Origin of the sequence: Salipiger sp. PrR002 (assembly GCF_010500775.1) — a bacterium.
In the GTDB taxonomy this organism is placed as follows: Bacteria; Pseudomonadota; Alphaproteobacteria; order Rhodobacterales; family Rhodobacteraceae; genus Salipiger.
This window is the reverse complement of sequence record NZ_JAAGOU010000030.1, coordinates 22,564-45,368: the sequence shown is the minus strand read 5'-3', so window position 1 is coordinate 45,368 and position 22,805 is coordinate 22,564. Positions and strand designations below refer to the sequence as shown.

The window sequence follows — 22,805 nt, the reverse complement described above, 5'->3', positions numbered from 1 at the left end:
GTTCCGTGGGTGTTCAGGACGTCCGCGCGGTCTTCGGCGCGGTTTCTGTCTCGTGGCGCTCGAGGGCGTCCAGCGACATCTGCTCGATCTCGCGCAGTTCCTTGAGGGTCACGCGCAACGTCTCGAACTGTTCGTCGAGTTCGTGGATGCGCTGACGGACCTTGGCCAGAAGCGCGTCGATCTGCTCGCGCTGGGTCGGGTCGGCGTCGTAGAGATCGAGATATTCCCGGATGTCCTTCAGCGTGAAGCCAAGCCGCTTCCCGCGCAGGATCAGGATCAGCCGCCCGCGGTCCCGCGAGGTGTAGATCCGATTGGTGCCCACACGCTGCGGCAGCACGAGCCCCTGCTCCTCGTAGAAGCGGATGGTGCGCGGCGTCACGCCAAGCTCTTTCGAAAGTTCCGAGATCGAGTAGAGCTTGTCCATCTGAAACCTGTCGCAGCAAAGGGTTAGGCGAAAGCGCTGCCCGCACCTCACCAAGGATTCTACCACCGTGGAGCGGGCCGTGGATAGGCTTTTCCGCGCGCGTCATCTCGTTTACGTAGCTCATGACGCCACCGTGCCGCCGGATTGGGCGGTTTCGGCGCGCAGACGTTCGGCTTCGACAAGCTCTTTCTTGGACAGCTTGCCGACGAGGGTCTTGGGCAGGCTCTCGCAAATCTCGATCTGCTTGGGCATCTCGATGGGCGAGAGGTAATCCTTCAGGAAGCCGTGCAGCGCGTCTTCGGGCGCGTCGAGCGGCGTCTTCAGCACGACGAAGGCCTTGGGCGCGCTGCCGCGATAGTCGTCCGGCACGCCGATCACCACCGCCTCGGCGACCGCCGGATGCTGGTAGAGCGCTTCCTCGATGGCCCGAGGATAGACGTTGTAGCCGCTGCAAAGGATCATGTCTTTGATCCGGTCGACGATGAAGTAAAAGCCGTCCTCATCAACATATCCCACATCGCCGGTGCGCAGCGCACCTTCGATGAATGTGTCGCGGGTGGCCTCGGGCTTGTTCCAATAGCCCTGCATGACCTGCGGGCCGCGCACGCAAAGCTCGCCCTTTTCATGCGGGCCGCAAATCCGGGAAGGATCGTCGAGGTCGCGGATCTCCACCTGCGTGTCCGCCAGCGGCCTGCCGATGGACCCGTCGCGCGCGCTGCCGTCGAGCGGGTTGCAGCAGACCACCGGAGAGCTTTCCGAAAGCCCATAGCCTTCGCCGAGGCGGCAGCCGCTCAGCGTCTCGAACTTTCGGCGCACTTCGCCGGGCAGGGGGGCGCCTCCCGAGATGCAGCAGCGCAGCGACGAAAGATTGGCCGCGCGCTTTTCCAGCGCGTGGTTGATCGCGGTGTAGATGGTCGGCACGCCGGGAAACAGCGTCGGCTTCTGGCGCTCGATCACCTCGATGGTGCCATTGATGTCAAAGCGCGGCACCAGAATGATCTCGGCGGCGATGCGGACGGCGAGGTTCATCGCCACGGTCATGCCGAAGACATGGAACAGCGGCAGCACCGCGAGCACGCGCTCTTCGCCCATTTTGGGGTCCGGCAGCCGCTGAAAGATCTGCTCGGCGTTGGCGACGATATTGGCGTGGGTCAGCATCGCGCCTTTGGAGAGGCCCGTCGTGCCGCCGGTGTATTGCAGCGTCGCAAGGTCGGTCTCGGGGGTGATCGGGGCGGCGCGCACCGGGCCTTCGCTGCGGATCAGATCCCGGAACCGGACATGGCGCGCATCCTTCGGCACCCGCGCAAGATCGCGGCGTTTGAGCAGCGGGAACAGCAGGCCTTTGAGGGGCGGCAGCATTTCGGCCATCGGGCAGATCACCAGCCGCTTCAGCGACCCGCGCCCCAGCTGCGCCGCCACCTTGGGATAAATCGCGGCCAGATCGGTGGTCACCATGAGCGTGACGCCCGAGTCCTCGACCTGATGCTGCAATTCGCGCGGAGCGTAGAGCGGGTTGAAGTTCACCACCGTTCCGCCCGCTTTCAGCACGGCGAAATAGCAGATCACGAAGGCGGGCACATTCGGCAGGCACAGCCCGACACGGACGCCCTTGGTGACGCCCTGATCGGCAAAGCCCGCTGCGGCGCGGTCGACCAGCGCGCCAAGCTCGCGATAGCTGTAGCGGCGTCCGAGGAAATGCATGGCCGGGCGGTCGCCATGCAGACGCACGGCCTCGTCGAGCAGCGCGGGGATGGGGCGGGCATAGGCGCCCGCAAGCGCCGTGGCGTGCCGAGAGGGGGCAGGCGCAGCGCCAGCCTCTCCGGTCGGCATCAGTTCGTCAGGCGCGATGGCATTTGGACACATGAGCATGGGCTCCGGGTACAGGGCAGCAGGTCCGGCGCTTTCGGGGCGCGGACTTCGGGGGCATGTCTTGAGGTCCAAGACACGTCTCAATTCTGTGGATCGGCTGGCGCCTTCCGGGTCCCGCGCTACGCCTCAAGTGCGCCTGCGCGGGGCCCGGTGGCGGCTCAGAACCGGTAGGTCAGGCTGGCACTCAGGATATCGGCATGGCCTTCATAGGTGCCGCTGAGCGTCCCGGAGTCCGTCGTTTCCTCGATATCCGCTTTGTCGAAGAAGATACGCGTGTAGCCGACGTTGATCACCCGATCCGGCGCGAACTCATAGCTGTAGCCCAGCGACGCCCAGTAACGGTCGGCATCGGGGATGCGCGCCGTTCTGTGCGAGTCCGGCACCGGGCTCTGATCGTAGGCAACACCGAAGTGGATCGTGTGGTTCTCGCGCGGCTTGTAGTCGGCCCCCAGCGAGACGAACCAGGAATCGTGCCATTTCTCTTCGGTCACGTCGTCGGGGCGGCCATCGTCAAACTTCACACGCAGTTCTTCGAAGGTCGACCAATTGGTCCACGACACATCGCCCATCACCGCCCATTGCGGGTTGATCTCGTGATAGCCGCCGATCGAGACGATGTCGGGCATGGTGACATCGGCCTCGGCATCCGAGCTGTTCAGCGTCGGGACCATCCCCGCGATCGCAGCCGGCACATCCGAGATCTTGGCGGTGCCTTCAAGCGTGTATTTCGCCTGCGAGCGATAGCTCAGGCCGACGCGCGATGTCGGCGAGAGCTCGTAGAGCATGCCCAGCGTGAAGCCATAGCCCCAACCGTCGCCGGTCAGCTCGGTATGGCCGTCCCCAACTCCAAGCTGCGACAGGTTGATCGCCCGAGACAGCGTCGCCTCGGCATGGCCGATCTGGATACCGGCGCCCAGCGACAGTTGCTCGGTCGCCTGCCATGCGATGCTCGGGGTCAGAACGAGGTTCTGAATCTCGCTGTCGATGGCGAAATAGCGGCCTTTCCAGTCGTCGTCATATTTCGTCGACAGGCCGAAAGGCACGGTCAGCGAAATGCCCGCCTTGACCGTCGGGCTGATGTCGAACAGCCCGTAAAACGCTGGCACGAACGTGCCTTCGCCCGCATTGCCGCCGTTGCCGCCCGAGTATTGGAAGCCGGCCATACCAGCATCGCCCGAAAACTCGATGGTTGGCGCGACATAGTTCAGATCGAACTGTGCCTGCGCCCCCGGAATACGCATCATCCCGGCAGGGTTGCTGTAGATGGTCGAAAGATCGCTCGCCTTGGCGGTCGATCCGGAAAAGGCAGAGCCCACGCCTTCGGCGCTCATTTCACGTAATTGGAACCCGGCTGCATTTGCCCGATCCGTTAATGGCAGTAACGCACATAGCGCTCCCGCCGCCACAATAGCGGAATGCTTCACGCATTCAGACATTGATCGCTCCTCCCTAAAAACGATCGGATTTCTGAAGTCCGTGGTTCTTGGTAGCGCTGCCTTACGGATGCGTCAACAGGTTTACGTAATCGGCACCCTTGGTCAACTTCGCGGCGCTTGGCGTCAGGGGGTGCACGCCTGTTGGCCCCTGTGTCTTCCCATGCCACAGCGCGGCACAATTCCATCGCCCGTTTCGGAATATTGCGGCAGCTGCCCTCGCGTCCATGATAGCCCTGTGCTTCGGAGCCCTTTTGGGACTATCTCCGCCAAGTTCAGGAAATTCAGGAAATTCAGGAAGTTCAGGCCAGTGACGGAGCAAGCGATGGACCCGCGCAAACTAGAGATGACCGTGTTGATGACGCCCGACATGGCGAATTTCAGCGGCAAGGTGCACGGCGGGGCTTTGCTCAACCTGCTCGACCGCGTCGCCTTTTCCTGCGCCTCGCGGTTTTCCGGGCGCTACGCGGTGACGCTCTCGGTTGATCAGGTGACCTTCAAACAGCCGATCAACGTGGGCGAGTTGGTCACCTTCCGCGCCAGCGTGAACCATGCCGGGCGCACCTCGATGGAGATCGGCATTCGGGTCGAGGCCGAGGATATCCGCAAGGGCACCCGCCGCCACACGAACTCTTGCTACTTCACCATGGTGGCGGTGGATGACGACGGCAAACCGGCCGAAGTGCCGGATCTGAAGGTCGAAAACGAGCTGGAGAAAAAGCGCCACCACGCCGCCGGAATGCGCAAGAAACTGCGCCGCCAGTTTGAAGAGGAAATGCGCAAGGCCGCCGCGGGCGAGATCTGACACCGCCTGTCCCCGCGGGGACGGGCTTGGCCCTGCGCCTTGTGTGTGGCCTGTGTGCGCCTTTTTGCAGCGCCCTGCCGTTTCGGTGGGGCATTTTCTTTTGCGCCGTCGGGCAAGGGCCGCCTCAGGGGGCAGGGGCGGGCAATGTGTTGCCGCGGCGTAAGATCACAGTTGACGCAGCTTTGGTATACCATATACCGTTTGGCCAAGTGGAGGAGACTTGACCGTGGATGCAACCGTTCAGCGCGATCCCGCGCAGAAGCTGTCCGACCGTGCCCGCGACGCCATTCGTGACCAGATCATCGCCGGAGACCTGCCCATGGGGGCGGTGCTGCGCGAGAGCGAAATGGCGGCGACGCTCGGCATGTCGAAAATCCCGGTGCGCGAGGCACTGGTGCAGCTTGAATGCGAGGGGATGATCACCCTCAGCCCGAACCGCAGCCCACGGGTGTTTGAGATGTCTCTGGACGATATCCGCAGCCTTGGCGAGCTGCGCGAAATGCTGGAGCTTGAGGCGTTGCGGCTGGCCATTGCGCGGCGGGCGCTGCCGCTTTCGGGGCGTCTGCGCGAGATCGCCGCCCGGATGCGCGACGCGCTCTCGGCGCAGGACGCACGCAGCTACAAGGCGCTCGACAATGAGTTTCACCACGCGATCTTTGCCGACTGCGGCAACGTCTATCTGGAAAAGACGCATCACATGCTGTCGTTCCGCATTCAGGCGCTGCGCAACAAGCTGAGCCGCGAGCCCGAGCTCAACGAACGCTCTTTTGCCGAACATGAGCAACTGATCGACCTGATCGCCGCGGGCCAGACCGACGAGGCCGCAGCGCTGCTACGCAGCCATATCCGCGACACCACGCAGAACTACCTTGCGCAGGAAGGGGCCAGCGCCGCGCCGCGCCCGCCAGCGCGGGTGATGCAGGCGCAGATGGAGGGTTTTGCGGGGGCCGCCATGGAGGCTGCGGGCTGCGATGCCGAGACCCGCGCTGCGGTGATCCGCGCGCTGAGCCATGCTTCGGCGCTGGGGGTGGACACCCACGGCTATCGGTTGCTGCCGCATTACCTCGAAGGCTTCAGCAAGGGCCGCCTCAATCCCGCGCCGAACCTGCGCTTCGTGTCCGAAAGCGCCGGGGCGGCGCTGCTCGATGGTGATGACGCCCATGGCGCGCGGGCAACCTATGCTGCTGTCGACAAGGCGATTGCGCTGGCCCGCGCCTCGGGCTCGGGGGCAGTGGCGATCCGCGGCAGCTCGCACTTCGGGGCGGCGGGCGCCTATGCCAAGGCCATCGCCGACGCCGGGCTGCTGGGGTTCTGCTTTTGCAATTCCGACAGTTTTGTCCGGCTTCATGGCGGCGCAGAGACCTTTCACGGCACCAACCCCATCTCTATGGCCGGACCGGCGGGGGAAGGGCAGGACCCGTGGCTCTTTGACATGGCGACCAGTGCGATCCCCTTCAACAAGGTGCAGCTGAGCCGCGCTTTGGGGATCGAGCTGCCTGCGGACACCGCCTCGAACGGGCGGGGCGAGAATGTCACCGACCCCGAGCAGGCCGCCATGCTGGCGCCGCTTGGTGGTGAGTTCGGCTACAAGGGCGCGGGGCTTGCGGGCATTTCCGAGATCCTCAGCACCGCCCTGTCGGGCGCGCCGCTGAGCTTCGAACTGCCCGGCATGATTTCCGACGACATGGAAACGCCGCGGGGGCTTGGTGCCTTCGTCATGGCGTTTGACCCGGCGGCGTTTGCCGGGCTCGACATCTTCACCGGCACCATCCGTCGCTACCGCGACGCCATTCGCGGCTCGAAAGCCGCGCAGGGCGCCGAGGTCATGGCGGCGGGCGACCGGGAGTGGGCCGAGGCTGCGCGGCGCAAGCTGCATGGCATGACGCTCGATCAGACCGCGGTCGAGGCGCTGGGGCGCTTCGCCGCCGAGAAAGGCATCCCGCCATTGGAGGTGGTGGGCGGCTGAAAAGGGTCCGTGTCGCAAGCGGACCGACATTTTGGGAATTTAGGGAGGAGAACCAAATGACCCGGATCACCAAGACGGTGGCACTACTGACGACCGCTGCGGCGGCCCTCACCGCGGCGCTGCCCGCAACCGCGCAGCAGGCCGAGCGCGTGCTCAAGTTCGCGCATGTCTACGAGGCGTCCGAGCCCTATCACACCTGCGCCGTGGCGGCGAATGACGCGCTGATGGCGGCCACCGACAATCGCCTCGGCATCGAGGTCTTCCCGGCTTCGACGCTGGGCAAGGAGTCGGACATCAACGAGGGCCTCAGCCTCGGCACGGTCGACATCATCTACACCGGCCAGCTGTTCGCCGGGCGCTATTACGGCCCGCTGGCGATCGGCGGCGCGCCCTTCATGTTCCGCGACTACGAACATTGGGACGCTTTCCGCAATTCCGACCTCTTCTCGGAGCTGACCCAAGGCTACACCGACGCCACCGGCAACCATGTGACCTCGCTCACCTATTACGGGCTGCGCCATGTCACCTCGAACACGCCGATCACCAAGCCTGAGGACATGGACGGACTGAAGATCCGCGTGCCCAATGCGCCGCTCTACATGATGTTCCCGAAAGCCACTGGCGCGAACCCGACGCCGATCGCCTTTGCCGAGGTCTATCTGGCGCTGCAGCAGGGCACGGTGGACGCGCAGGAGAACCCGCTGCCGACCATTCAGGCCAAGAAGTTCTACGAGGTGCAGTCCAACATCAACCTCACCGGCCACATCACAGATGCGCTGCTGACCATCGTCGGCGGGCCGACCTGGACCAGCATTTCCGAAGAGGATCAGGGCGCGCTCGAGACCGTGCTCGACGACGCGGCGGATTGCGCCACCGAGCAGGTGATCGACGCCGAGAACAGCCTTCAGGACTGGTTCACCGAGCAGGGCGTGACGGTCAACGAAGTGGATCGCGGCCCGTTCATCGAAGCGGTGAAGGTCATGCACAACGGCGACATGGCGACCTGGGATCAGGAGACCTACGACCGCCTGCAGGCCATCGGCGGCTGATCCGATCCGATGCAAAGGCCCGGCCGGCAGCCGCCGGTCGGGCGCCCCTCATATTTCGAGGCGCTTTTGATGTATGACGACACAAAACCGGCAGAGCCCGGCCCCGAGGATCACAGCCTCCACCTCGCCGACGAGGACGCGGCAGAGATCGACCTGTCCGACATCCGCTGGCAGGACGCGCTGGTGCTGGGCCTGTTCTGGGTGCTGGGGCTGGTGGTCTTCCTGCAGTTCTTCACCCGCTACGTGCTGAACGACTCGCTGGGCTGGACCGAAGAGATCGCCCGCTACCTGCTGATCGGCGTGACCTTCGCCGGATCGGTCATGGCGGCGCGCAAGAACAGCCATATCGCGGTGGAATTCATCTACCGCTGGGCGCCGCGTCCGCTGCGGCGGGTGATGCAGGGGGTGATTGACCTGATCACCACCGGCTTCTTTGCCACGCTCGCCTATCTGTCGGGACAACTGGCCACGCGCACCGGCGGCATGATGGTCTCGATCGATGTGCCCAAGGCCTATGTCTACTGGTTTGTCGCGGTCTGTTTTGCCGGGATGGCCCTCTTTTCCGCGATCAACGGTCTGCGGCACCTGTCGAGCGGCACCAGCCGGCTCATCGACCCCGAAGCCCATGCGGACGACGTCCGCGCCATCGACTAGGATCCACCATGACCATCACACTTCTTTTCGTGCTGCTGCTGGTGCTCATCGTGCTGGGCGTGCCGGTGGCCATCGCGCTGGCGGGCGCGTCGCTTGCCTTCATCCTGTCGGGCACCGTGCCGCCGATGGTGGTGGCGCACCGCATGGTGAACGGGGTCGACAGCTTCCCGCTGCTTGCCGTGCCCTTCTTCATTCTTGCGGGCAACCTGATGAACACCGCCGGGATCACCGAGCGGATTTTCAACTTTGCGCTGGCGCTGGTCGGCTGGATGCGCGGCGGCCTCGGTCATGTGAACGTCGGCGCCTCGGTGATCTTCGCGGGCATGTCCGGCGCGGCGGTGGCCGACGCGGGCGGGCTGGGCGCTATCGAGATCAAGGCGATGCGCGACGCGGGCTATAAGACCGACTTTGCGGTCGGCATCACCGCGGCCTCCTCGACCATCGGGCCGATCATTCCGCCGTCGCTGCCGATGGTGATCTATGGCGTCGTCGCCGGGGCCTCGATCGGCCAGCTGTTCGCCGCGGGCTTCATCCCCGGCCTCGTCATGGCGGTGGCGCTGATGCTGATGGTGGCCTTCTTCGCCCGGCGTCGCGGCTTCCCGCGGGACCAGCCCTTCGCGATGAAGATCCTCGGCCACAGCTTCAAGCGTGCCTTCCTGTCGCTGATGACCCCGGTGATCATCGTCGGAGGCATCCTGTCGGGCGCCTTCACCCCGACCGAGGCCGCCGTGGCCGCCTGCGCCTATGCCATGTTCCTTGGCGCGGTGGTCTATCGCACGCTCACCCTGCGCCGGCTGATCCGCGTCAGCTACGACACGATCGAGACCACCTCGGTGGTGCTGCTGGTGGTTGGGGCGGCGTCGATCTTCGCGTGGATCCTCACCTCGAACCGGGTGCCCGAGATGGCGGCGAACCTGCTGCTTGGCGCGTCGGACAATCCGTGGGTGATCCTGCTGCTGATCAACCTGATCCTGCTGATCGTCGGCTGCTTCATGGAAACGGTGGCGGCGATCACCATCCTCGTGCCGGTGCTTCTGCCGGTGGCGGTGCATCTCGGGGTCGATCCGGTGCACTTCGGGGTGATCGTGGTGCTTAACCTGATGCTGGGGCTGCTGACGCCGCCGGTGGGCATGGTGCTCTACGTGCTGAGCCGGGTGGCCAACATCCCGTTCGAGCGGGCGCTGTCGGGCACCGCGCCCTTCCTGATCCCGCTGGTGATCGTGCTGCTGCTCGTCACCTTCGTGCCGGGCATCACTATGTGGCTGCCGACGCTGCTTTACCGCTGACAAAGCCGCGCGTCGCCCTGCGGGGCGGCGCGCCTTTCCTCCTTTCGCCTTACGTTGACAGGCTCACCGGCTGAAGTTTAGATATGAAGAGAATGTCCGGATATGAATATCACGAGTGATCAGACCCGGACTTTCCGTCAGCCCCAGCCGCCGAGGACCCAGATGAGCGTTCAACGTCACGGCCAGATCATCGCCGTCGATCCAGAGGGGATCGCCGAGTACAAGCGCCTGCATGCCGCCGCATGGCCGCAGGTTCTGGAGATGATTTCCGCCTGCAACATCCGCAACTACTCGATCTTTCTGAAGGAGCCGGAAAACCTGCTCTTTGCCTATTTCGAGTATGTCGGAAATGACTTCGACGCGGATATGGCGAAGATGGCCGCCGATCCGGTTACGCAGGACTGGTGGTCGAAATGCATGCCGCTGCAGCGCCCGCTCGAGACCCGTGCAGAGGGCGAATGGTGGGCCGAGGCCGAGGAGGTGTTTCACCATGACTAAATCCGGCAGCACCATGTTTGGCGCGTTTCTGCTGCTCAGCCCGGCGGACAATGTGCTGGTCGCCCGCGCGGCGGTGGAAGAGGGCAGCGCCGTCCCGCTCGAAGGCGGTGAGATCACGCTCTCTCGCCCGATCCCGCTGGCGCATAAGATCGCCCGCCACGACATCGCCGAGGGCGCGCGGATCCTGAAATACGGCATGCCCATCGGCATCGCGACCGAAGCGATCCCCGCCGGGGCGCATGTGCATGTGCACAACATCCGCTCGGCCTATACGCCGACCCATATGCTGCAGGATGCCGACGGTCTCTCGGCGGGGGTGGCGCAATGAACGGCTGGCTCAGACAGGACGGGCGCAAGGGCATCCGCAACACGGTCGTCGTCGCCTATCTGGTGGAATGCGCGCATTTCGTAGCCTCCAAGGTGGTCGCGGGGTTTCCCGATGACGACGTGCAGCTGATCGGTTTTCCCGGCTGCTACCCCAATGAATACGCGGCGACGATGATGGAGCGCCTGTGCACCCATCCCAATGTGGGCGCGGTGCTTTTTGTCAGCTTGGGCTGCGAGAGCTTCGACAAGGTGCGGGCCTCGAAGGCGGTGGCGGACTCGGGCCGTCCGGTCAAGACGCTGGTGATCCAGAAGGCGGGGGGCACCGCTTCGACCGTCTCCATGGGCCGCGACTGGGTGCGCGGCGCGCTGGCGCAGGTGGCTGAGGTGCCGCAGGTGCCCATGGGCATGGACGAGCTGATCATCGGCACGGTCTGCGGCGGCTCCGACGGCACCTCGGGGATTTCGGGCAATCCGGCGGCGGGCAAGGCTTTTGACCTGCTGGTCGATGCGGGCGCAGCCTGCATCTTCGAAGAGACCGGCGAGCTGATCGGCTGCGAAGAGATCATGGCCGAACGTGCTGCGACGCCGGAACTGGGCCAGCTGCTGCGCGAGAGCGTGCAGAAGGCCGAGCGCTATTACGCGACGCTGGGCTACGGCAGCTTTGCCGCAGGCAATGCGGCGGGCGGGCTTTCGACCATCGAGGAAAAGAGCCTCGGCGCCTATGTCAAATCCGGCGACAGCCCGATCGCTGGGCTGATCAAGCCCGGGGATGTGCCGCCGCGCGGCGGGCTCTATCTGATGGATGTGGTGCCCGACGGAGAGGTGCGTTTCGGCTTTCCCAACATTTCGGACAATGCCGAAATTGTCGAGATGATCGCCAGCGGGGCGCATCTGTCGCTCTTTGTCACCGGGCGCGGCTCGGTGGTCGGATCCGCCATTTCTCCGGTCATCAAGATTTGCGCCAACCCCGAGACCTACAGAAACTTGTCTGATGACATGGACGTCAACGCCGGAGACATCATAGAAGGGAAGCGCAGCATCGAGCAGGTGGGGCGCGAGATTTTCGAACTTGTGGGCCGCGTGGCAGGCGGCGCGCAGACCAAGTCCGAGGCGCTGGGGCATCGGGAGTTCATCCTGACCTACAAGAGTTTCGAACCTATCGGGCCGGCCTGCCTGCCGGCCGCATGACGCAAAAGGAGGAGTCATGAATCTGCAGCAAAGACTGGCCGGAAAGCGTGCGGTGATCACCGCCGCCGGTCAGGGCATCGGTCGCGCGACGGCCGAGCGTTTCGCCGCCGAAGGCGCCGAGGTGATCGCCACCGACATCAATGACGCGGCGCTCGAAGAGCTTGGCAAGATCGACGGCATCACCGCCAAGAAGCTCAACGTGCTGGATGGCGAGGCGATCAAGGCCTTCGCCGCCGAGATCGGCACCGTCAACGTGCTGTTCAACTGCGCCGGTATCGTGCACGCGGGCACCTTGCTCGAGGCAAGTGAGGACGAGTGGGATTTTGCCTTCGACCTCAACGCCAAGGCGCAGTTCCGCATGCTCCGCGCCTTCCTGCCGGGGATGCTGGAGAACGGCGGCGGCTCGATCATCAACATGTCGTCGGTGGCGGGGCCGATCACCGGGCCGGTCAACCGTCTGGTCTATTCGGCCTCCAAGGCCGCCGTCGTCGGCCTGACCAAAGGCGTGGCCGCCGATTATGTGACCAAGGGCATCCGCTGCAACGCCATCTGCCCGGGCACGGTCGACAGCCCCTCGCTGCACCAGCGCCTGCGCGACACCGGCGATTACGAGGGCGCGCTCAAGGCCTTCATCGGCCGCCAGCCGATGGGCCGGGTGGGCGATCCCAATGAGGTGGCCGCGCTGGTCGCCTATCTTGCATCCGACGAATCCGGTTTCACCACCGGTCAGGCGCACGTCATCGACGGCGGCTGGACCACTTAAGACCTTAGAAGGACCTCCTCATGAAATTTGCACGTTACGGCGCCCGCGGCGCCGAGAAACCCGCCCTGATCGACGCCGATGGCAACCTGCGTGACCTTTCGGCGCATGTCTCCGACCTCTCCGGCGAGGTGCTGACCGACTTGGACAAGTTCAAGTCGATCGACCCGGCCTCGCTGCCGCTGGTCGAAGGCGAGCAGCGCTATGGCGCCTGCGTCGGCGGCACCCGCAAGTTCATCTGCATCGGCCTCAACTACGCCGACCACGCCGCCGAAAGCGGCATGGATGTGCCGCCCGAGCCGGTGATTTTCGCCAAATTCACCTCGGCGATCTGCGGCCCGAACGATCCGATCATAATCCCGCGCAATTCGGTCAAGACCGACTGGGAGGTCGAGCTGGGCTTCGTCATCGGCAAGACCGCCAAATACGTCAAGGAAGAGGACGCGATGGATCACGTCGCGGGCTTTTGCCTGATCAACGACGTGTCCGAGCGCGAGTTTCAGGCCGAGCGCGCGGGCCAATGGGTGAAGGGCAAGTCGTCTGACAACTTCGGCCCGACCGGCCCGTGGCTGGTGACCCCGGACGAAGTGGGCGATTTCGACAACCTCGGCATGTGGCTCGAAGTGAACGGCGAGCGCGTGCAGGACGGCTCGACCGCGACGATGGTCTACCGCGTGCCCTTCCTCGTGTCCTACCTGTCGCAGTTCTTCACGCTCGAGCCGGGCGACATCATCTCGACCGGCACGCCTCCGGGCGTCGGCCTCGGCTTCAAGCCGCCGCGCTATCTGAAGGCTGGCGATACGGTGGAACTGGGCATCGAAAAGCTCGGCACCCAAAAGCAGATCTGCGTCGCTGACGACTAAGTATAGGCGGGCAGCGCTTCGGGGCTGCCGCCAGCAAGACGCGCGCTAGAAAAACAAAAGCGCGGGGCAGGGCCTCGCGCTTTTTGTCTTTTCGGGAAATGCCGAAATTGGCTCAGTTCACCTTGTGGGGGTAGATGAAGCCGCTGACCGCATAGGGGCTGCCGAAGGTGCCCGGGTTGCTCTCCAGCCGCACCTGCGACCAGTCGTTGTTCGGTGACACGTCCTGCACCGCCATCTTCAGCGAGACTTCGTTGCGGTGCCAATTGGCGTGATCGACCAGCACTTCGCGCGGCGAGACCACATCGGCGACCACCGCCACATGGCCCATGGGGATCTTGCGCGAGGAGCTGAACGCCATCACCGCACCGACCGCCGGCTGCTTGCCGCGGTTGTAGAGGTCCTTGGCCTGGCCCCACCACGTCTCGGCATTGCCGCGGATGTTGATGCCGCTGAGGTTGCGCGCGTAGGGCACGCACCAGACGCGTTGGCCCTTCGATTGCAGTTCCGCCACTTCGCGCAGCGCGAGGTCTTGGCGGGACGGATCAAGCTGGATGTCGGAAAGACGCTGAACCTCGGGTTTCTGCGCGCAGGCAGCGGTCAGCATCAGAAGAAGTGCGCAGGCGAGCGGTAAGGCCCGCGCCTTCGGGGTGGCGTCTGTCACGCGCATATGTCCCTCGGTCTTTTTGTTGTCTGCTCAGCGCCACTGTTGCCGCGGCGGCCTCGTGCAGAATGGTAAACCGAATGTTTGTAACAAATCGAAGAAAATGTGATCACTTTGGAACCGGCGAAAATCCGCTCACCCGTTCTTTTTATGTTCCGCTTTGCGGCGCCGGCCTTGCCCTGATCTGATCAAATCCTGACTAAAAACTGGGCAGATTGGGGGTGGAGGCGCGTCACGGGCGCGTGTCCAGGCGAGAGACGGGGCGAGACAAAACCCGAGTCAGCCGCCCGAATCCTCCAATTCGCTGAGGTCCACCGCGATCAGCCCCAGCGCCTTTGCGGTCTCCAGCGACAGCTGCGCGCTCTCTAGCCCGCGCTCCTTTTGGTAGCGCGCCACCGCCTCGCGGGTGGCCCCATCCATCTCGCCGGTGATCGCACCGTGAAAATAGCCCCGCGCGTCTAGCGCCCGCTGCACCGAAGAGATGAACTCCGGCGTCATCTGCGCCGGGCAGGGCGCCTCGAACCGCATCTCGCCGCGCGGGCGCACCAGCTTGGGCACTTTGGTGCGGCGATAGACCGGCGGGCGGATCACCGTGCCATCCTCGGCGATCTCGGCCTGCACCACCTGCACCTCGCCGGTGACCTGCTCGTAGATCGCCGGCACATGCTCGCGCGCCCAGCAGGTGCCGTCCGGCGCGGTCTCGGTGGGCAGCGGCGCCTCAAGGGCGGATCCTGCCTCCGGTGCGGGCGCGGCGCAGGCGGCAAGCAGCGCCAGAAGGGCGGGGGCCGCGCGGCGCGGAGGGATCGGGGGCATTGGCTCGGGTCTCACTGGGGTCTTTAGGGGGTCTTTTGCCGCAGACCCTAGCAAGCCGCCCAAGCGCGCGAAAGCCGGACGCGTCGCTTTGCGCCCGACCCGAGGTGCCCGCGCCACGGGCATCACAGAGCTCTGCATGTGTCTGCGCGGAATGTCGTGCCGTGGGCTCTGGACCCAAGCCCCGGCAGGGCGCTACAACGCGCCGAACGAATGATGGAGACAAGGCCGATGGCGAAGATCACCTATATCGAGTTTGGCGGCACCGAGCATGTCGTCGAGGTTGCGACCGGCATGACCGTGATGGAAGGCGCCCGCGACAATGGCATCCCGGGCATCGAGGCCGATTGCGGCGGCGCCTGCGCCTGCTCGACCTGCCATGTGTATGTGCATCCCGACTGGGTCGAGAAGCTGCCCGCGAAGGATGACATGGAAGAAGACATGCTCGATTTCGCCTTCGAGCCCGATCCCTCGCGCTCGCGTCTGACCTGCCAGCTCAAGGTCACCGACGCGCTCGACGGGCTGGTCGTGCAGATGCCGGAAAAGCAGATCTGAGCCGCAGCTTCGGACCCCGGCGCGGCAGGAGCCGCGCCTTTGGTGCGGCGCTGGCCCTGCTATGGGGGCTGGCGCTAAGCCTCCCCCTTGGCGCGGCCCATGCGGCAGAGCGCCTGACCGCCGCCTATGCCGAACCGACGACGCGCTACGATCATGGCGTGCTCGGCGATGCGGTGGAATGGGGCGCGCTGCGCCTCGATGGGCCGCAGGGATCCGCGCTGATCCGCCTGCCGCAGCACCGCGTCTTCGAAGACATCGCGCCGCGGGTGATCGCCCTGCCAGAGGGCGGCTGGGCGGCGCTGGTGGTCGAAAGCGATCTCGCCAAGGGCGCGCGGCTGGCGCTCTACACGTCAAAGGGCCTGCGCGCCGCCACGCCTTTCATTGGCCAGAGCCACCGCTGGCTCGCGCCGCTTGGCGGTGCCGATCTCGACGGCGATGGCGCGCTGGAACTGGCCTATGTGGACCGGCCGCATCTGGTCAAAACCCTGCGCGTGGTGCGCTACCTGCCGGGCGATCCCCAGCTGCGCGAGGTGGCGGCGCAGCCCGGCCTCAGCAATCACCGCATCGGCTGGAGCTTCATCGCCGGCGGCCTGCGCGACTGCGGTGCGGGCCCCGAGATGGTGCTCGCGGACGGCGGCTTCGACCGGCTCGTCGCGGCGCGGCTGCAGGGCGGGGCGATCACGCTGCGCGATCTTGGCCCGTGGTCGCTGGACGCGTCTGAGATGGCGCTGCGCTGCCGCTGAGGGGGCAGCCGCGTATTTGCGGAACAATGAAAGCGCCTCGCGCCCGGCGCCGCCGCTTCTTCTCTTTCCAAATACGCCCGCCGGAGGCGTGCCGACCCGTGCCGCCCGCGCGCCGCCGGGGCAGCGCGCCGCGCCAAAAGGGGCTTTGCTTTCACGCCCGCGCGGCGTACCCATGGCGGCATGAGAACACTCTTTCTTGGGGACGTGATGGGCCGCGCCGGGCGCGCCGCCATCGCCGAGACCCTCCCGAAACTGCGCGACGACTGGAAGCTCGATTTCGTCGTGGTCAATGGCGAGAACGCCTCCAGCGGGACCGGCATCACCGGCGCCCACGCCAAGCTCCTGCTTGAAGCCGGGGCCGATGTGGTGACGCTGGGCGATCACGCCTTCGACCAGAAGGAAATGCTGACCTTCATCGAGAGCGAGCCGCGCATCATCCGCCCTCTGAACTTCGCCAAGCAGGCGCCGGGCCGCGGTGCCGCGCTCTTCACCGACCGCCGCGGGCGCAAGGTGCTGGTGCTGCAGGTGCTGGGGCAGGTCTTCATGAAGCGCGCCTTCGCCGATCCCTTCTCGGCGGTGGATGAGGTGCTGCGGCGCCACCCGCTGGGCGGGCAGGCGCAGATGATCCTCGTGGACGTGCATTGCGAGGCGACCTCGGAGAAGATGGGCATGGGGCATTTCTGCGACGGGCGCGCCAGCCTCGTCGTCGGCACCCACACCCATGTGCCCACCGGCGACGCGCAGATCCTGCCCGGCGGCACCGGCTATCTGACCGACGCGGGCATGTGCGGCGACTACAATTCGGTCATCGGCATGGACAAGGCCGAGCCCATGCGCCGCTTCGTCACCGGCATGGGCAAGACCCGCTTCCAGCCCGCGCTTGGCGAGGCGACGCTGTCGGGCGTGGTGGTCGAGACCGATGACCGCACCGGCAAAGCCACCGCGGTGCATATGGTGCGCCAGGGCGGGCGGCTGGAGCAGGCCGGACCCTGATGCGCCGGGCCTGGCCCTTTTTCGCGCTGATCGCGGTGGGGGCGCTCTGGGGCGCGGGGCAGCCGTTCGCCAAGACCGCGGTCTCCGAAGGCTATCGCCATGTGGGCATCCTGTTCTGGCAGCTGGCGCTCGGCGCGCTGCTGCTGGGCGCGGTGACGCTGGCGCGCGGACAGAGCCTGCGCTTTGCGCGCGGCGATCTGCCGCTGCTGCTCTTCGTGGCGCTGGCGGGCACGGTGCTGCCCGGCATCTCCTCCTACACTGCGGCGGTGCATCTGCCCTCGGGGCTGATCTCGATCCTGCTCTCCGCCGTGCCGATGTTCGCCTTTCCGATGGCGCTGCTGTTCGGCAATGATCGCTTTTCGTGGCGGCGCCTCATCGGTCTGGCGCTGGGGCTGGGCGCGGTGCTGCTGCTGGTGCTGCCGCAGGCCAGCCTGCCCGAGCCGGGCATGGCGCGCTGGGTGCCGGTGGCGCTGATCTCGTCGCTGTTCTACGCGCTCGAAGGCAATGTGGTGGGCCGCTGGGGCATGCGCGGGCTCGATCCGGTGAAGCTGCTGGCCGGGGCCTCGGCGCTGGGGGCGGGGATCGCCCTGCCGCTGGCGCTGATCACCGGCCAGTTCATCGACCCGCGCCCGCCGTGGGGCGCCCCCGATCTGGCGATCCTCGCAGGCTCGGCGCTGCATGCGCTGGCTTATGCGGGCTATGTGGCGGTGGTCGCCGCGGCAGGCGCGGTGTTTGCGGTGCAGGTGGCCTATCTGGTAACCCTTTTCGGGCTTTGCTGGGCCATGCTCTTTCTTGGCGAGAGCTACACCGGGGCGATCTGGGGCGCGCTGCTCATGATGTTGGCAGGGATGGCGCTGGTGCAGCCGCGGCCTCGGGGCTTTCTTGTAAGCGCCGGAACAGACGTTAAGAATGGCGCCGAGCGCGCAGGTACAGGCAACATATCCGCATGACTATTTTTGAGCTGAGCCAGACCGCCCAGGCCTGGGTGACGATCGCCACGGTGCTGGCCATGTTCGTCCTGTTCATCCGCGAGACCTATCCCACCGAGGTTGTGGCCATCGGTGGCACCGCCTTCCTGCTGGCGACCGGTGTGCTGCCCTATCAGGACGCGCTGTCGGTGCTGTCGAACCCGGCGCCATGGACCATCGCGGCGATGTTCGTGGTGATGGGGGCGCTGGTGCGCACCGGGGCGCTTGATACATTCGCCACCTATGCTCAGGCGCAGGTGCAGCAGCGCCCGAAGAAGGCCATGGCGGTGATCATGGCAGTGGTGATCCTCGCATCGGCCTTCATGAACAACACGCCGGTGGTGGTACTGATGCTGCCGGTCTTCGTGCAGATCTCCAAATCGCTGGGGCTGCAACCCTCGAAGCTGCTGATCCCGCTCAGCTATGCGGCGATCCTCGGCGGCACCACCACGCTCATCGGCACCTCGACCAACCTGCTGGTCGACGGTGTGGCGCGGGCGCAGGGGCTGGAGCCGTTCAGCATCTTCGAAGTGACGCCGCTGGCGATTATCCTCGTGGCGTGGGGGATGCTTTACCTGACCGTGGTGGGGCGCTTCCTGCTGCCCGACCGGCACTCGATGGCGGGGATGCTGTCGGACCGTTCGCGCATGAAGTTCTTTACCGAGGCGGTGATCCCGCCCGACAGCGACCTCGTGGGCCGCGAGGTGCTGGGGGTCAATCTTTTCAAACGCGAGGGCGTGCGCCTTGTGGACGTGGTGCGCGGCGACGAGTCGCTGCGCCGCAACCTCGAGGGCGTGGAGTTGCAGGTCGGCGACCGGGTGGTGCTGCGCACGCAGATGACCGAGCTTCTGTCGCTGCAGCGCAACAAGTCGCTGCGCCGGGTCGACCAGTTGTCGGCGAAAGAGACCACCACGGTCGAGGTGCTGATCTCGCCGGGCTGCAAGATGGTGGGCCGCAGCCTTGGCGCGCTGCGCCTGCGCCGCCGCTTCGGCGTCTACCCGCTGGCGGTGCACCGCCGGAACCAGAACATCGGGCGCAAGATCGACGAGCTGGTGGTGCGGGTCGGCGACACGCTGCTGCTCGAAGGCGCGCCCGAGGACATCAAGCGCCTCGCCGAAGAAATGGCGCTGGTCGATGTCGCGCGCCCTTCCGCCCGGGCCTTCCGCCGCGGCCATGCGCCGGTGGCGATCGGCGCCATGGGCGGCATCGTGGTTTTGGCGGCGCTTGGCGTCGCGCCGATCCTCGCGCTGGCGGTGATTGCCGTGGCGGTGGTGCTCTTTACCCGCTGTATTGACAGCGACGAGGCGTTTTCCTTTGTCGAAGGCCAGCTCTTGGCGCTGGTCTTTGCCATGCTGGCCATCGGCGCGGCGCTGGAGGCCTCGGGGGCGGTGCAACTGATCGTCGGAGCCATCGCGCCGCTGCTCGAGACCTTGCCGGGGCCGCTGCTGGTCTGGGCGGTGTTCCTGATGACCTCGGTGCTGACCGAGGCGGTGAGCAACAATGCCGTGGCCGTGGTGGTGACGCCGATCGCCATCGGCCTTGCGCATCACCTCGGGATCGACCCGCGTCCGCTGGTCGTGGCGGTGATGGTGGCGGCGTCCTGCAGCTTTGCCACGCCCATCGGCTATCAGACCAACACGCTGGTCTACGGCCCGGGCGGCTATCGCTTCTCGGACTTCCTGAAGGTCGGGGTGCCGCTGAACCTCACAATCGGCATTCTTGCCTCGGCGCTGATCCCGCTCTTCTTCCCGCTCTGAGCCGGGGGCGCCCATCGCGGCGCCCGTCGCGGCTTATATCCCAGCAAAACAGGGCCAGCGGGCTTGCGGGGGCAGGGGGCTGTGCGGTATGAGACCGCGATATTCCACATTCACTACATAGACGAGGCAAGAGGTCCCCATGGCCGGCCACTCCAAATGGGCAAACATCCAGCACCGCAAGGGCCGTCAGGACGCGGTGCGCGCCAAGCTCTTCTCGAAATTCTCCAAAGAGATCACCATCGCCGCCAAGATGGGCGATCCCGATCCTGAAAAGAACCCGCGCCTGCGGCTTGCCGTCAAGGAAGCCAAGAGCCAGTCCATGCCCAAGGACAACATCGAGCGCGCCATCAAGAAGGCCATCGGTGGCGACGGCGAGGATTACGAAGAAATCCGCTACGAAGGCTACGGCCCGAACGGCGTGGCGGTGATCGTCGAGGCGATGACCGACAACCGCAACCGCACCGCCTCGAACGTGCGCTCGACCTTCACCAAGAACGGTGGCAACCTCGGCGAGACCGGCTCGGTTGCCTTCATGTTCGAGCGTAAGGGCGAGGTCATCTACAAGGCCGAGGCCGGTGACGCCGACACCATCATGATGGCCGCCATCGAGGCGGGCGCCGAGGATGTCGAAAGCGACGCCGAAGAGCATGTGATCTACTGCGCTGACACCGATCTCAACGAGGTGGCGACGGCGCTTGAGGCCGAGCTTGGCGAATCGGAATCGACCAAGCTGATCTGGAAGCCGACCACCACTACCGAGCTTGATCTCGATTCCATGCAGACGCTGATGAAGCTGGTGGATGCGCTGGAAGACGATGATGACGTGCAGCGCGTCACCACCAACTTCGAAGCCTCCGAAGAGGTCATGTCGCAGCTCTGAGCGCGACATGAAACCGGTCAGAGACCAGACATGCGAAGGGCGGGAGATCACTCCCGCCCTTTCTCGTTCTGCGCCCCCGGGAATGGAGCCGTGGCTCAGGCGTAGCTGATCGCCAGTTCGACGACGCCCTTGGCGCCCCCGGAATGGGTGGCGGTCAGCGCCAGATCAAGCTTGCCGAAGCCCAGATGCAGATGCGCCGCGTCGCGGCGGACATCGCGGGATTCGAGCTTGTCGGCGATGCGGTGCACGATCTCTTCCTCGTCGCGGGCAATCCCCTCGAAGGCCGCGCGCGGCATCACGTCGGCGTAAAGCTCGACCTGCGGCTCGCCGCTGGCAGAGGTGCAGCCCAGCAGCACGAAGAAGGCGATCAGCTCGCCCGCCATATCGTCGTGCAGGCTGCAGCTGAAGCCAAGCGCGGCGCCGGTGCCGCCGGTGTTCTCGATTGCGCCGCCGATGGCGCGATGCGCCCGCATGCGCTCCGACAGGCTCGCGCCCTCGGCCCAGTCGCCGGCAAAGAGCGCGCTGCCCAGCCGGTGCCAGTCGAGGTCGGTGTCATTGGCGAGCACAAATTCGACCCGTTGCGCGGGATGTCCGGCCAGCAGATCATCAAGATCGTGGCGCAGCGCGCTATAGGCGTCGAGGATGTGGTGACCCGCGATCTCGACGGAAGGAAGATGCGGTGCGGAAGTGGGGGTGGCTGTAGCAACAGCTCCAGTCATGGGAATGCTCCGGTGAAAAAAGAAAAAGTGGTCAAATACGCCCGCAAAGTTTGAAGGATTTTCGGGGCCTGTCCATGCGTGGTTTGTGCAAGCTGCCCTAGCGACAAGAAGACCTTTGGAAACTGTGCTTGCGAATTTACATTCTTTCGAATTTTCCCAGCGTTCTCAGGGCCCTGCCGGGTGCGATGTAAGCTGCGGTGCGGCGCAAGGATCGGCAAGATTTCGCAAGTGCAAAAATAAGGCAGGCAAACGGGCCCGAAAGCGCCCTCTCAAACCCCTCTCAAATGCCCTGTGGCCGGGCTTGCGTCGCTGCCGCCCGCGCGTCAGTTTGGCGCCAAGCAAAGACCCGCAAGACCAGCAATGCCTCAGACGTCGGACGATCCATAAACACCATGACCCAGACCCAATATCTCGAAACGCCCCGCGCGCGCCTTGCCTATGTGCACACCCCCGGAGACGGGCCCACGGTGGTGTTCCTCTCGGGCTATAAGTCGGACATGGAAGGCACCAAGGCGGTGCATCTCGAGGCTTGGGCCAAGGCCCGTGGCCGTGCCTTCCTGCGACTCGACTATTCCGGCCACGGCCAGTCCGGCGGCGCCTTCGAGGAGGGCTGTATCGGCGATTGGGCGGCGGATGCGCAGGCGGTGATCGAACATGCCACCTCCGGGCCGCTGATCCTTGTGGGCTCGTCCATGGGCGGCTGGATCGCCTGTCTGCTGAGCCAGCGGCTGGCGGATGTGCGCGGCTTTGTCGGCATCGCCGCCGCGCCGGATTTCTCGGAAGACAGTTTCTGGGTTGGGTTCTCCGAGGCGCAGCGTGCCGAGGTGATGGAAAAAGGCGTGCTCTACCTGCCGTCGGACTATGGCGAGCCCTATGCGGTGACCCGCAAGCTGATCGAAGACGGGCGCGAGAACCTCGTGCTGCGCAGCCCGCTGCCGATGCCGTGGCCGGTGCGGCTGGTGCAGGGCACGCAGGATGAGGCGGTGACCCGCGAGACCGCGCTGCGCCTGCTCGACCATATCGACAGCCCCGATCTGCGCCTCAGCTTGGTGAAGGGCGCCGACCACCGCTTTTCCGAGCCGGACAACCTTGCCCAGATCGAGGCCAGCATCATCGACGTCGGCGGCTGAGGAGGGCCCTGAAACTCATGACCCAAACCCCCATGCAACAGCGCATCAGCCTGATCACCCTTGCCGCCGCCGATCCCGAGGCGCTGGCGGAGTTCTACGATGCGCTGGGATGGCAGCGCATCGACGCCATGCCCGGCATGGTGGTCTATGACCTGCTGGGGCAGGCGGTGGGCATTTATGCCCGCGCCTCGCTGGCCGAAGACATGGGCGTGCCCGAAGAGGCGCTTGGCCATGGCGCCATGACGCTCGCGCATAACGTCGGCAGCGCCGAGGAGGTCGAGGCGCTGATGGCGCGGGCCGAGGCGGCGGGCGCCAAGGTGCTGCGCGCCGCGGGCAAGGTGCATTGGGGCGGTCATATTGGCTATTTCGCCGATCCCGAAGGGCACGTCTGGGAAATCGCCCACAACCCCTTCTCGCCGCTGCGCGCCGAGGATGGCGCGTTCCGCTGGCGCGGCTACTGAACTTTT

24 protein-coding genes are annotated in these 22,805 nt (G+C 65.5%); 18 read left to right on the top strand and 6 right to left on the bottom strand.

Annotated features, from left to right (window positions below):
- Positions 1 to 13: 13 nt before the first annotated feature.
- The 3 genes from G0A00_RS21200 to G0A00_RS21190 all read right to left on the bottom strand — a co-directional run bounded on the left by G0A00_RS21200 (position 14) and on the right by G0A00_RS21190 (position 3,729).
- Complete coding sequence (locus tag G0A00_RS21200) at positions 14 to 424, bottom strand: MerR family DNA-binding transcriptional regulator (protein WP_164184391.1); 411 nt, start codon at positions 422 to 424, stop codon at positions 14 to 16.
- A gap of 120 nt (positions 425 to 544) precedes the next feature.
- Positions 545 to 2,287 carry a long-chain fatty acid--CoA ligase gene (locus tag G0A00_RS21195; RefSeq protein ID WP_235953261.1) on the bottom strand — a complete coding sequence of 581 codons (1,743 nt, stop codon included), beginning with the start codon at positions 2,285 to 2,287 and terminating at the stop codon, positions 545 to 547.
- Positions 2,288 to 2,451: 164 nt separating this feature from the next.
- A complete protein-coding gene (locus G0A00_RS21190) occupies positions 2,452 to 3,729 on the bottom strand; it encodes an OmpP1/FadL family transporter (RefSeq protein ID WP_164184390.1) in 1,278 nt (425 codons plus the stop codon).
- A 322-nt stretch (positions 3,730 to 4,051) separates the two neighbouring features.
- Here G0A00_RS21190 and G0A00_RS21185 point away from each other — a divergent pair, with 322 nt between their 5' ends.
- From G0A00_RS21185 to G0A00_RS21140, 10 genes are all read left to right on the top strand, one after another.
- On the top strand, positions 4,052 to 4,531 hold the full coding sequence (locus G0A00_RS21185) for an acyl-CoA thioesterase (protein WP_066105068.1): 480 nt from the start codon (positions 4,052 to 4,054) through the stop codon (positions 4,529 to 4,531).
- Between the two features lie 226 nt (positions 4,532 to 4,757).
- Positions 4,758 to 6,497 (top strand): Ldh family oxidoreductase, encoded by a 1,740-nt coding sequence (locus G0A00_RS21180; protein ID WP_368667734.1) that lies wholly within the window; start codon positions 4,758 to 4,760, stop codon positions 6,495 to 6,497.
- A 56-nt stretch (positions 6,498 to 6,553) separates the two neighbouring features.
- Positions 6,554 to 7,546 (top strand): sialic acid TRAP transporter substrate-binding protein SiaP, encoded by a 993-nt coding sequence (locus tag G0A00_RS21175; RefSeq protein WP_164184389.1) that lies wholly within the window; start codon positions 6,554 to 6,556, stop codon positions 7,544 to 7,546.
- A gap of 69 nt (positions 7,547 to 7,615) precedes the next feature.
- Positions 7,616 to 8,200 carry a TRAP transporter small permease gene (locus G0A00_RS21170; protein WP_164184388.1) on the top strand — a complete coding sequence of 195 codons (585 nt, stop codon included), beginning with the start codon at positions 7,616 to 7,618 and terminating at the stop codon, positions 8,198 to 8,200.
- Between the two features lie 8 nt (positions 8,201 to 8,208).
- Positions 8,209 to 9,486: a TRAP transporter large permease gene (locus G0A00_RS21165; protein WP_164184387.1), complete on the top strand. Its 1,278-nt coding sequence runs from the start codon at positions 8,209 to 8,211 to the stop codon at positions 9,484 to 9,486.
- Positions 9,487 to 9,648: 162 nt separating this feature from the next.
- Positions 9,649 to 9,984 carry an L-rhamnose mutarotase gene (locus G0A00_RS21160; RefSeq protein ID WP_164184386.1) on the top strand — a complete coding sequence of 112 codons (336 nt, stop codon included), beginning with the start codon at positions 9,649 to 9,651 and terminating at the stop codon, positions 9,982 to 9,984.
- Positions 9,977 to 10,312 (top strand): UxaA family hydrolase, encoded by a 336-nt coding sequence (locus G0A00_RS21155; protein WP_164184385.1) that lies wholly within the window; start codon positions 9,977 to 9,979, stop codon positions 10,310 to 10,312. The genes G0A00_RS21160 and G0A00_RS21155 overlap by 8 nt, the downstream gene beginning before the upstream one ends.
- Entirely contained in the window at positions 10,309 to 11,499 is a 1,191-nt protein-coding gene (locus tag G0A00_RS21150; protein WP_164184384.1) for a UxaA family hydrolase, read from the top strand. The genes G0A00_RS21155 and G0A00_RS21150 overlap by 4 nt, the downstream gene beginning before the upstream one ends.
- Positions 11,500 to 11,515: 16 nt before the next feature.
- Complete coding sequence (locus G0A00_RS21145) at positions 11,516 to 12,262, top strand: SDR family oxidoreductase (protein ID WP_203595466.1); 747 nt, start codon at positions 11,516 to 11,518, stop codon at positions 12,260 to 12,262.
- 20 nt (positions 12,263 to 12,282) lie between these two features.
- The gene (locus G0A00_RS21140) at positions 12,283 to 13,122 is read left to right on the top strand and encodes a fumarylacetoacetate hydrolase family protein (RefSeq protein ID WP_066105097.1); all 840 of its coding nucleotides are present in this window, start codon (positions 12,283 to 12,285) and stop codon (positions 13,120 to 13,122) included.
- A 112-nt stretch (positions 13,123 to 13,234) separates the two neighbouring features.
- Here the strand turns inward: G0A00_RS21140 and G0A00_RS21135 are convergent, their stop codons facing one another.
- Positions 13,235 to 13,783 carry a CHAP domain-containing protein gene (locus tag G0A00_RS21135; RefSeq protein ID WP_368667733.1) on the bottom strand — a complete coding sequence of 183 codons (549 nt, stop codon included), beginning with the start codon at positions 13,781 to 13,783 and terminating at the stop codon, positions 13,235 to 13,237.
- Positions 13,784 to 14,062: 279 nt separating this feature from the next.
- A complete protein-coding gene (locus G0A00_RS21130; protein WP_164184382.1) occupies positions 14,063 to 14,596 on the bottom strand; it encodes a peptidoglycan-binding protein in 534 nt (177 codons plus the stop codon).
- A 228-nt stretch (positions 14,597 to 14,824) separates the two neighbouring features.
- Here G0A00_RS21130 and G0A00_RS21125 point away from each other — a divergent pair, with 228 nt between their 5' ends.
- The 6 genes from G0A00_RS21125 (at position 14,825) to G0A00_RS21100 (ending at position 20,489) form a co-directional block, all read left to right on the top strand.
- The gene (locus tag G0A00_RS21125) at positions 14,825 to 15,148 is read left to right on the top strand and encodes a 2Fe-2S iron-sulfur cluster-binding protein (protein WP_066105104.1); all 324 of its coding nucleotides are present in this window, start codon (positions 14,825 to 14,827) and stop codon (positions 15,146 to 15,148) included.
- Between the two features lie 158 nt (positions 15,149 to 15,306).
- Positions 15,307 to 15,891 carry a VCBS repeat-containing protein gene (locus G0A00_RS21120; protein ID WP_368667732.1) on the top strand — a complete coding sequence of 195 codons (585 nt, stop codon included), beginning with the start codon at positions 15,307 to 15,309 and terminating at the stop codon, positions 15,889 to 15,891.
- Between the two features lie 180 nt (positions 15,892 to 16,071).
- Entirely contained in the window at positions 16,072 to 16,884 is an 813-nt protein-coding gene (locus G0A00_RS21115) for a TIGR00282 family metallophosphoesterase (RefSeq protein WP_066105111.1), read from the top strand.
- The gene (locus tag G0A00_RS21110) at positions 16,884 to 17,834 is read left to right on the top strand and encodes a DMT family transporter (protein WP_164184381.1); all 951 of its coding nucleotides are present in this window, start codon (positions 16,884 to 16,886) and stop codon (positions 17,832 to 17,834) included. Before G0A00_RS21115 ends, G0A00_RS21110 begins: the two co-directional genes overlap by 1 nt.
- Positions 17,831 to 19,609 (top strand): SLC13 family permease, encoded by a 1,779-nt coding sequence (locus G0A00_RS21105; protein WP_164184380.1) that lies wholly within the window; start codon positions 17,831 to 17,833, stop codon positions 19,607 to 19,609. Before G0A00_RS21110 ends, G0A00_RS21105 begins: the two co-directional genes overlap by 4 nt.
- Positions 19,610 to 19,748: 139 nt before the next feature.
- The gene (locus G0A00_RS21100) at positions 19,749 to 20,489 is read left to right on the top strand and encodes a YebC/PmpR family DNA-binding transcriptional regulator (RefSeq protein ID WP_164184379.1); all 741 of its coding nucleotides are present in this window, start codon (positions 19,749 to 19,751) and stop codon (positions 20,487 to 20,489) included.
- Between the two features lie 95 nt (positions 20,490 to 20,584).
- Here G0A00_RS21100 and G0A00_RS21095 read toward each other — a convergent pair whose 3' ends face one another.
- The gene (locus tag G0A00_RS21095) at positions 20,585 to 21,208 is read right to left on the bottom strand and encodes a hypothetical protein (RefSeq protein ID WP_164184378.1); all 624 of its coding nucleotides are present in this window, start codon (positions 21,206 to 21,208) and stop codon (positions 20,585 to 20,587) included.
- A gap of 392 nt (positions 21,209 to 21,600) precedes the next feature.
- Between G0A00_RS21095 and G0A00_RS21090 the strand changes: the two genes are divergently transcribed.
- Together G0A00_RS21090 and G0A00_RS21085 are read left to right on the top strand one after the other, a co-directional pair.
- The gene (locus G0A00_RS21090) at positions 21,601 to 22,338 is read left to right on the top strand and encodes an alpha/beta fold hydrolase (RefSeq protein WP_164184377.1); all 738 of its coding nucleotides are present in this window, start codon (positions 21,601 to 21,603) and stop codon (positions 22,336 to 22,338) included.
- 32 nt (positions 22,339 to 22,370) lie between these two features.
- Positions 22,371 to 22,799: a VOC family protein gene (locus G0A00_RS21085; RefSeq protein WP_066107003.1), complete on the top strand. Its 429-nt coding sequence runs from the start codon at positions 22,371 to 22,373 to the stop codon at positions 22,797 to 22,799.
- Positions 22,800 to 22,805: the final 6 nt, after the last annotated feature.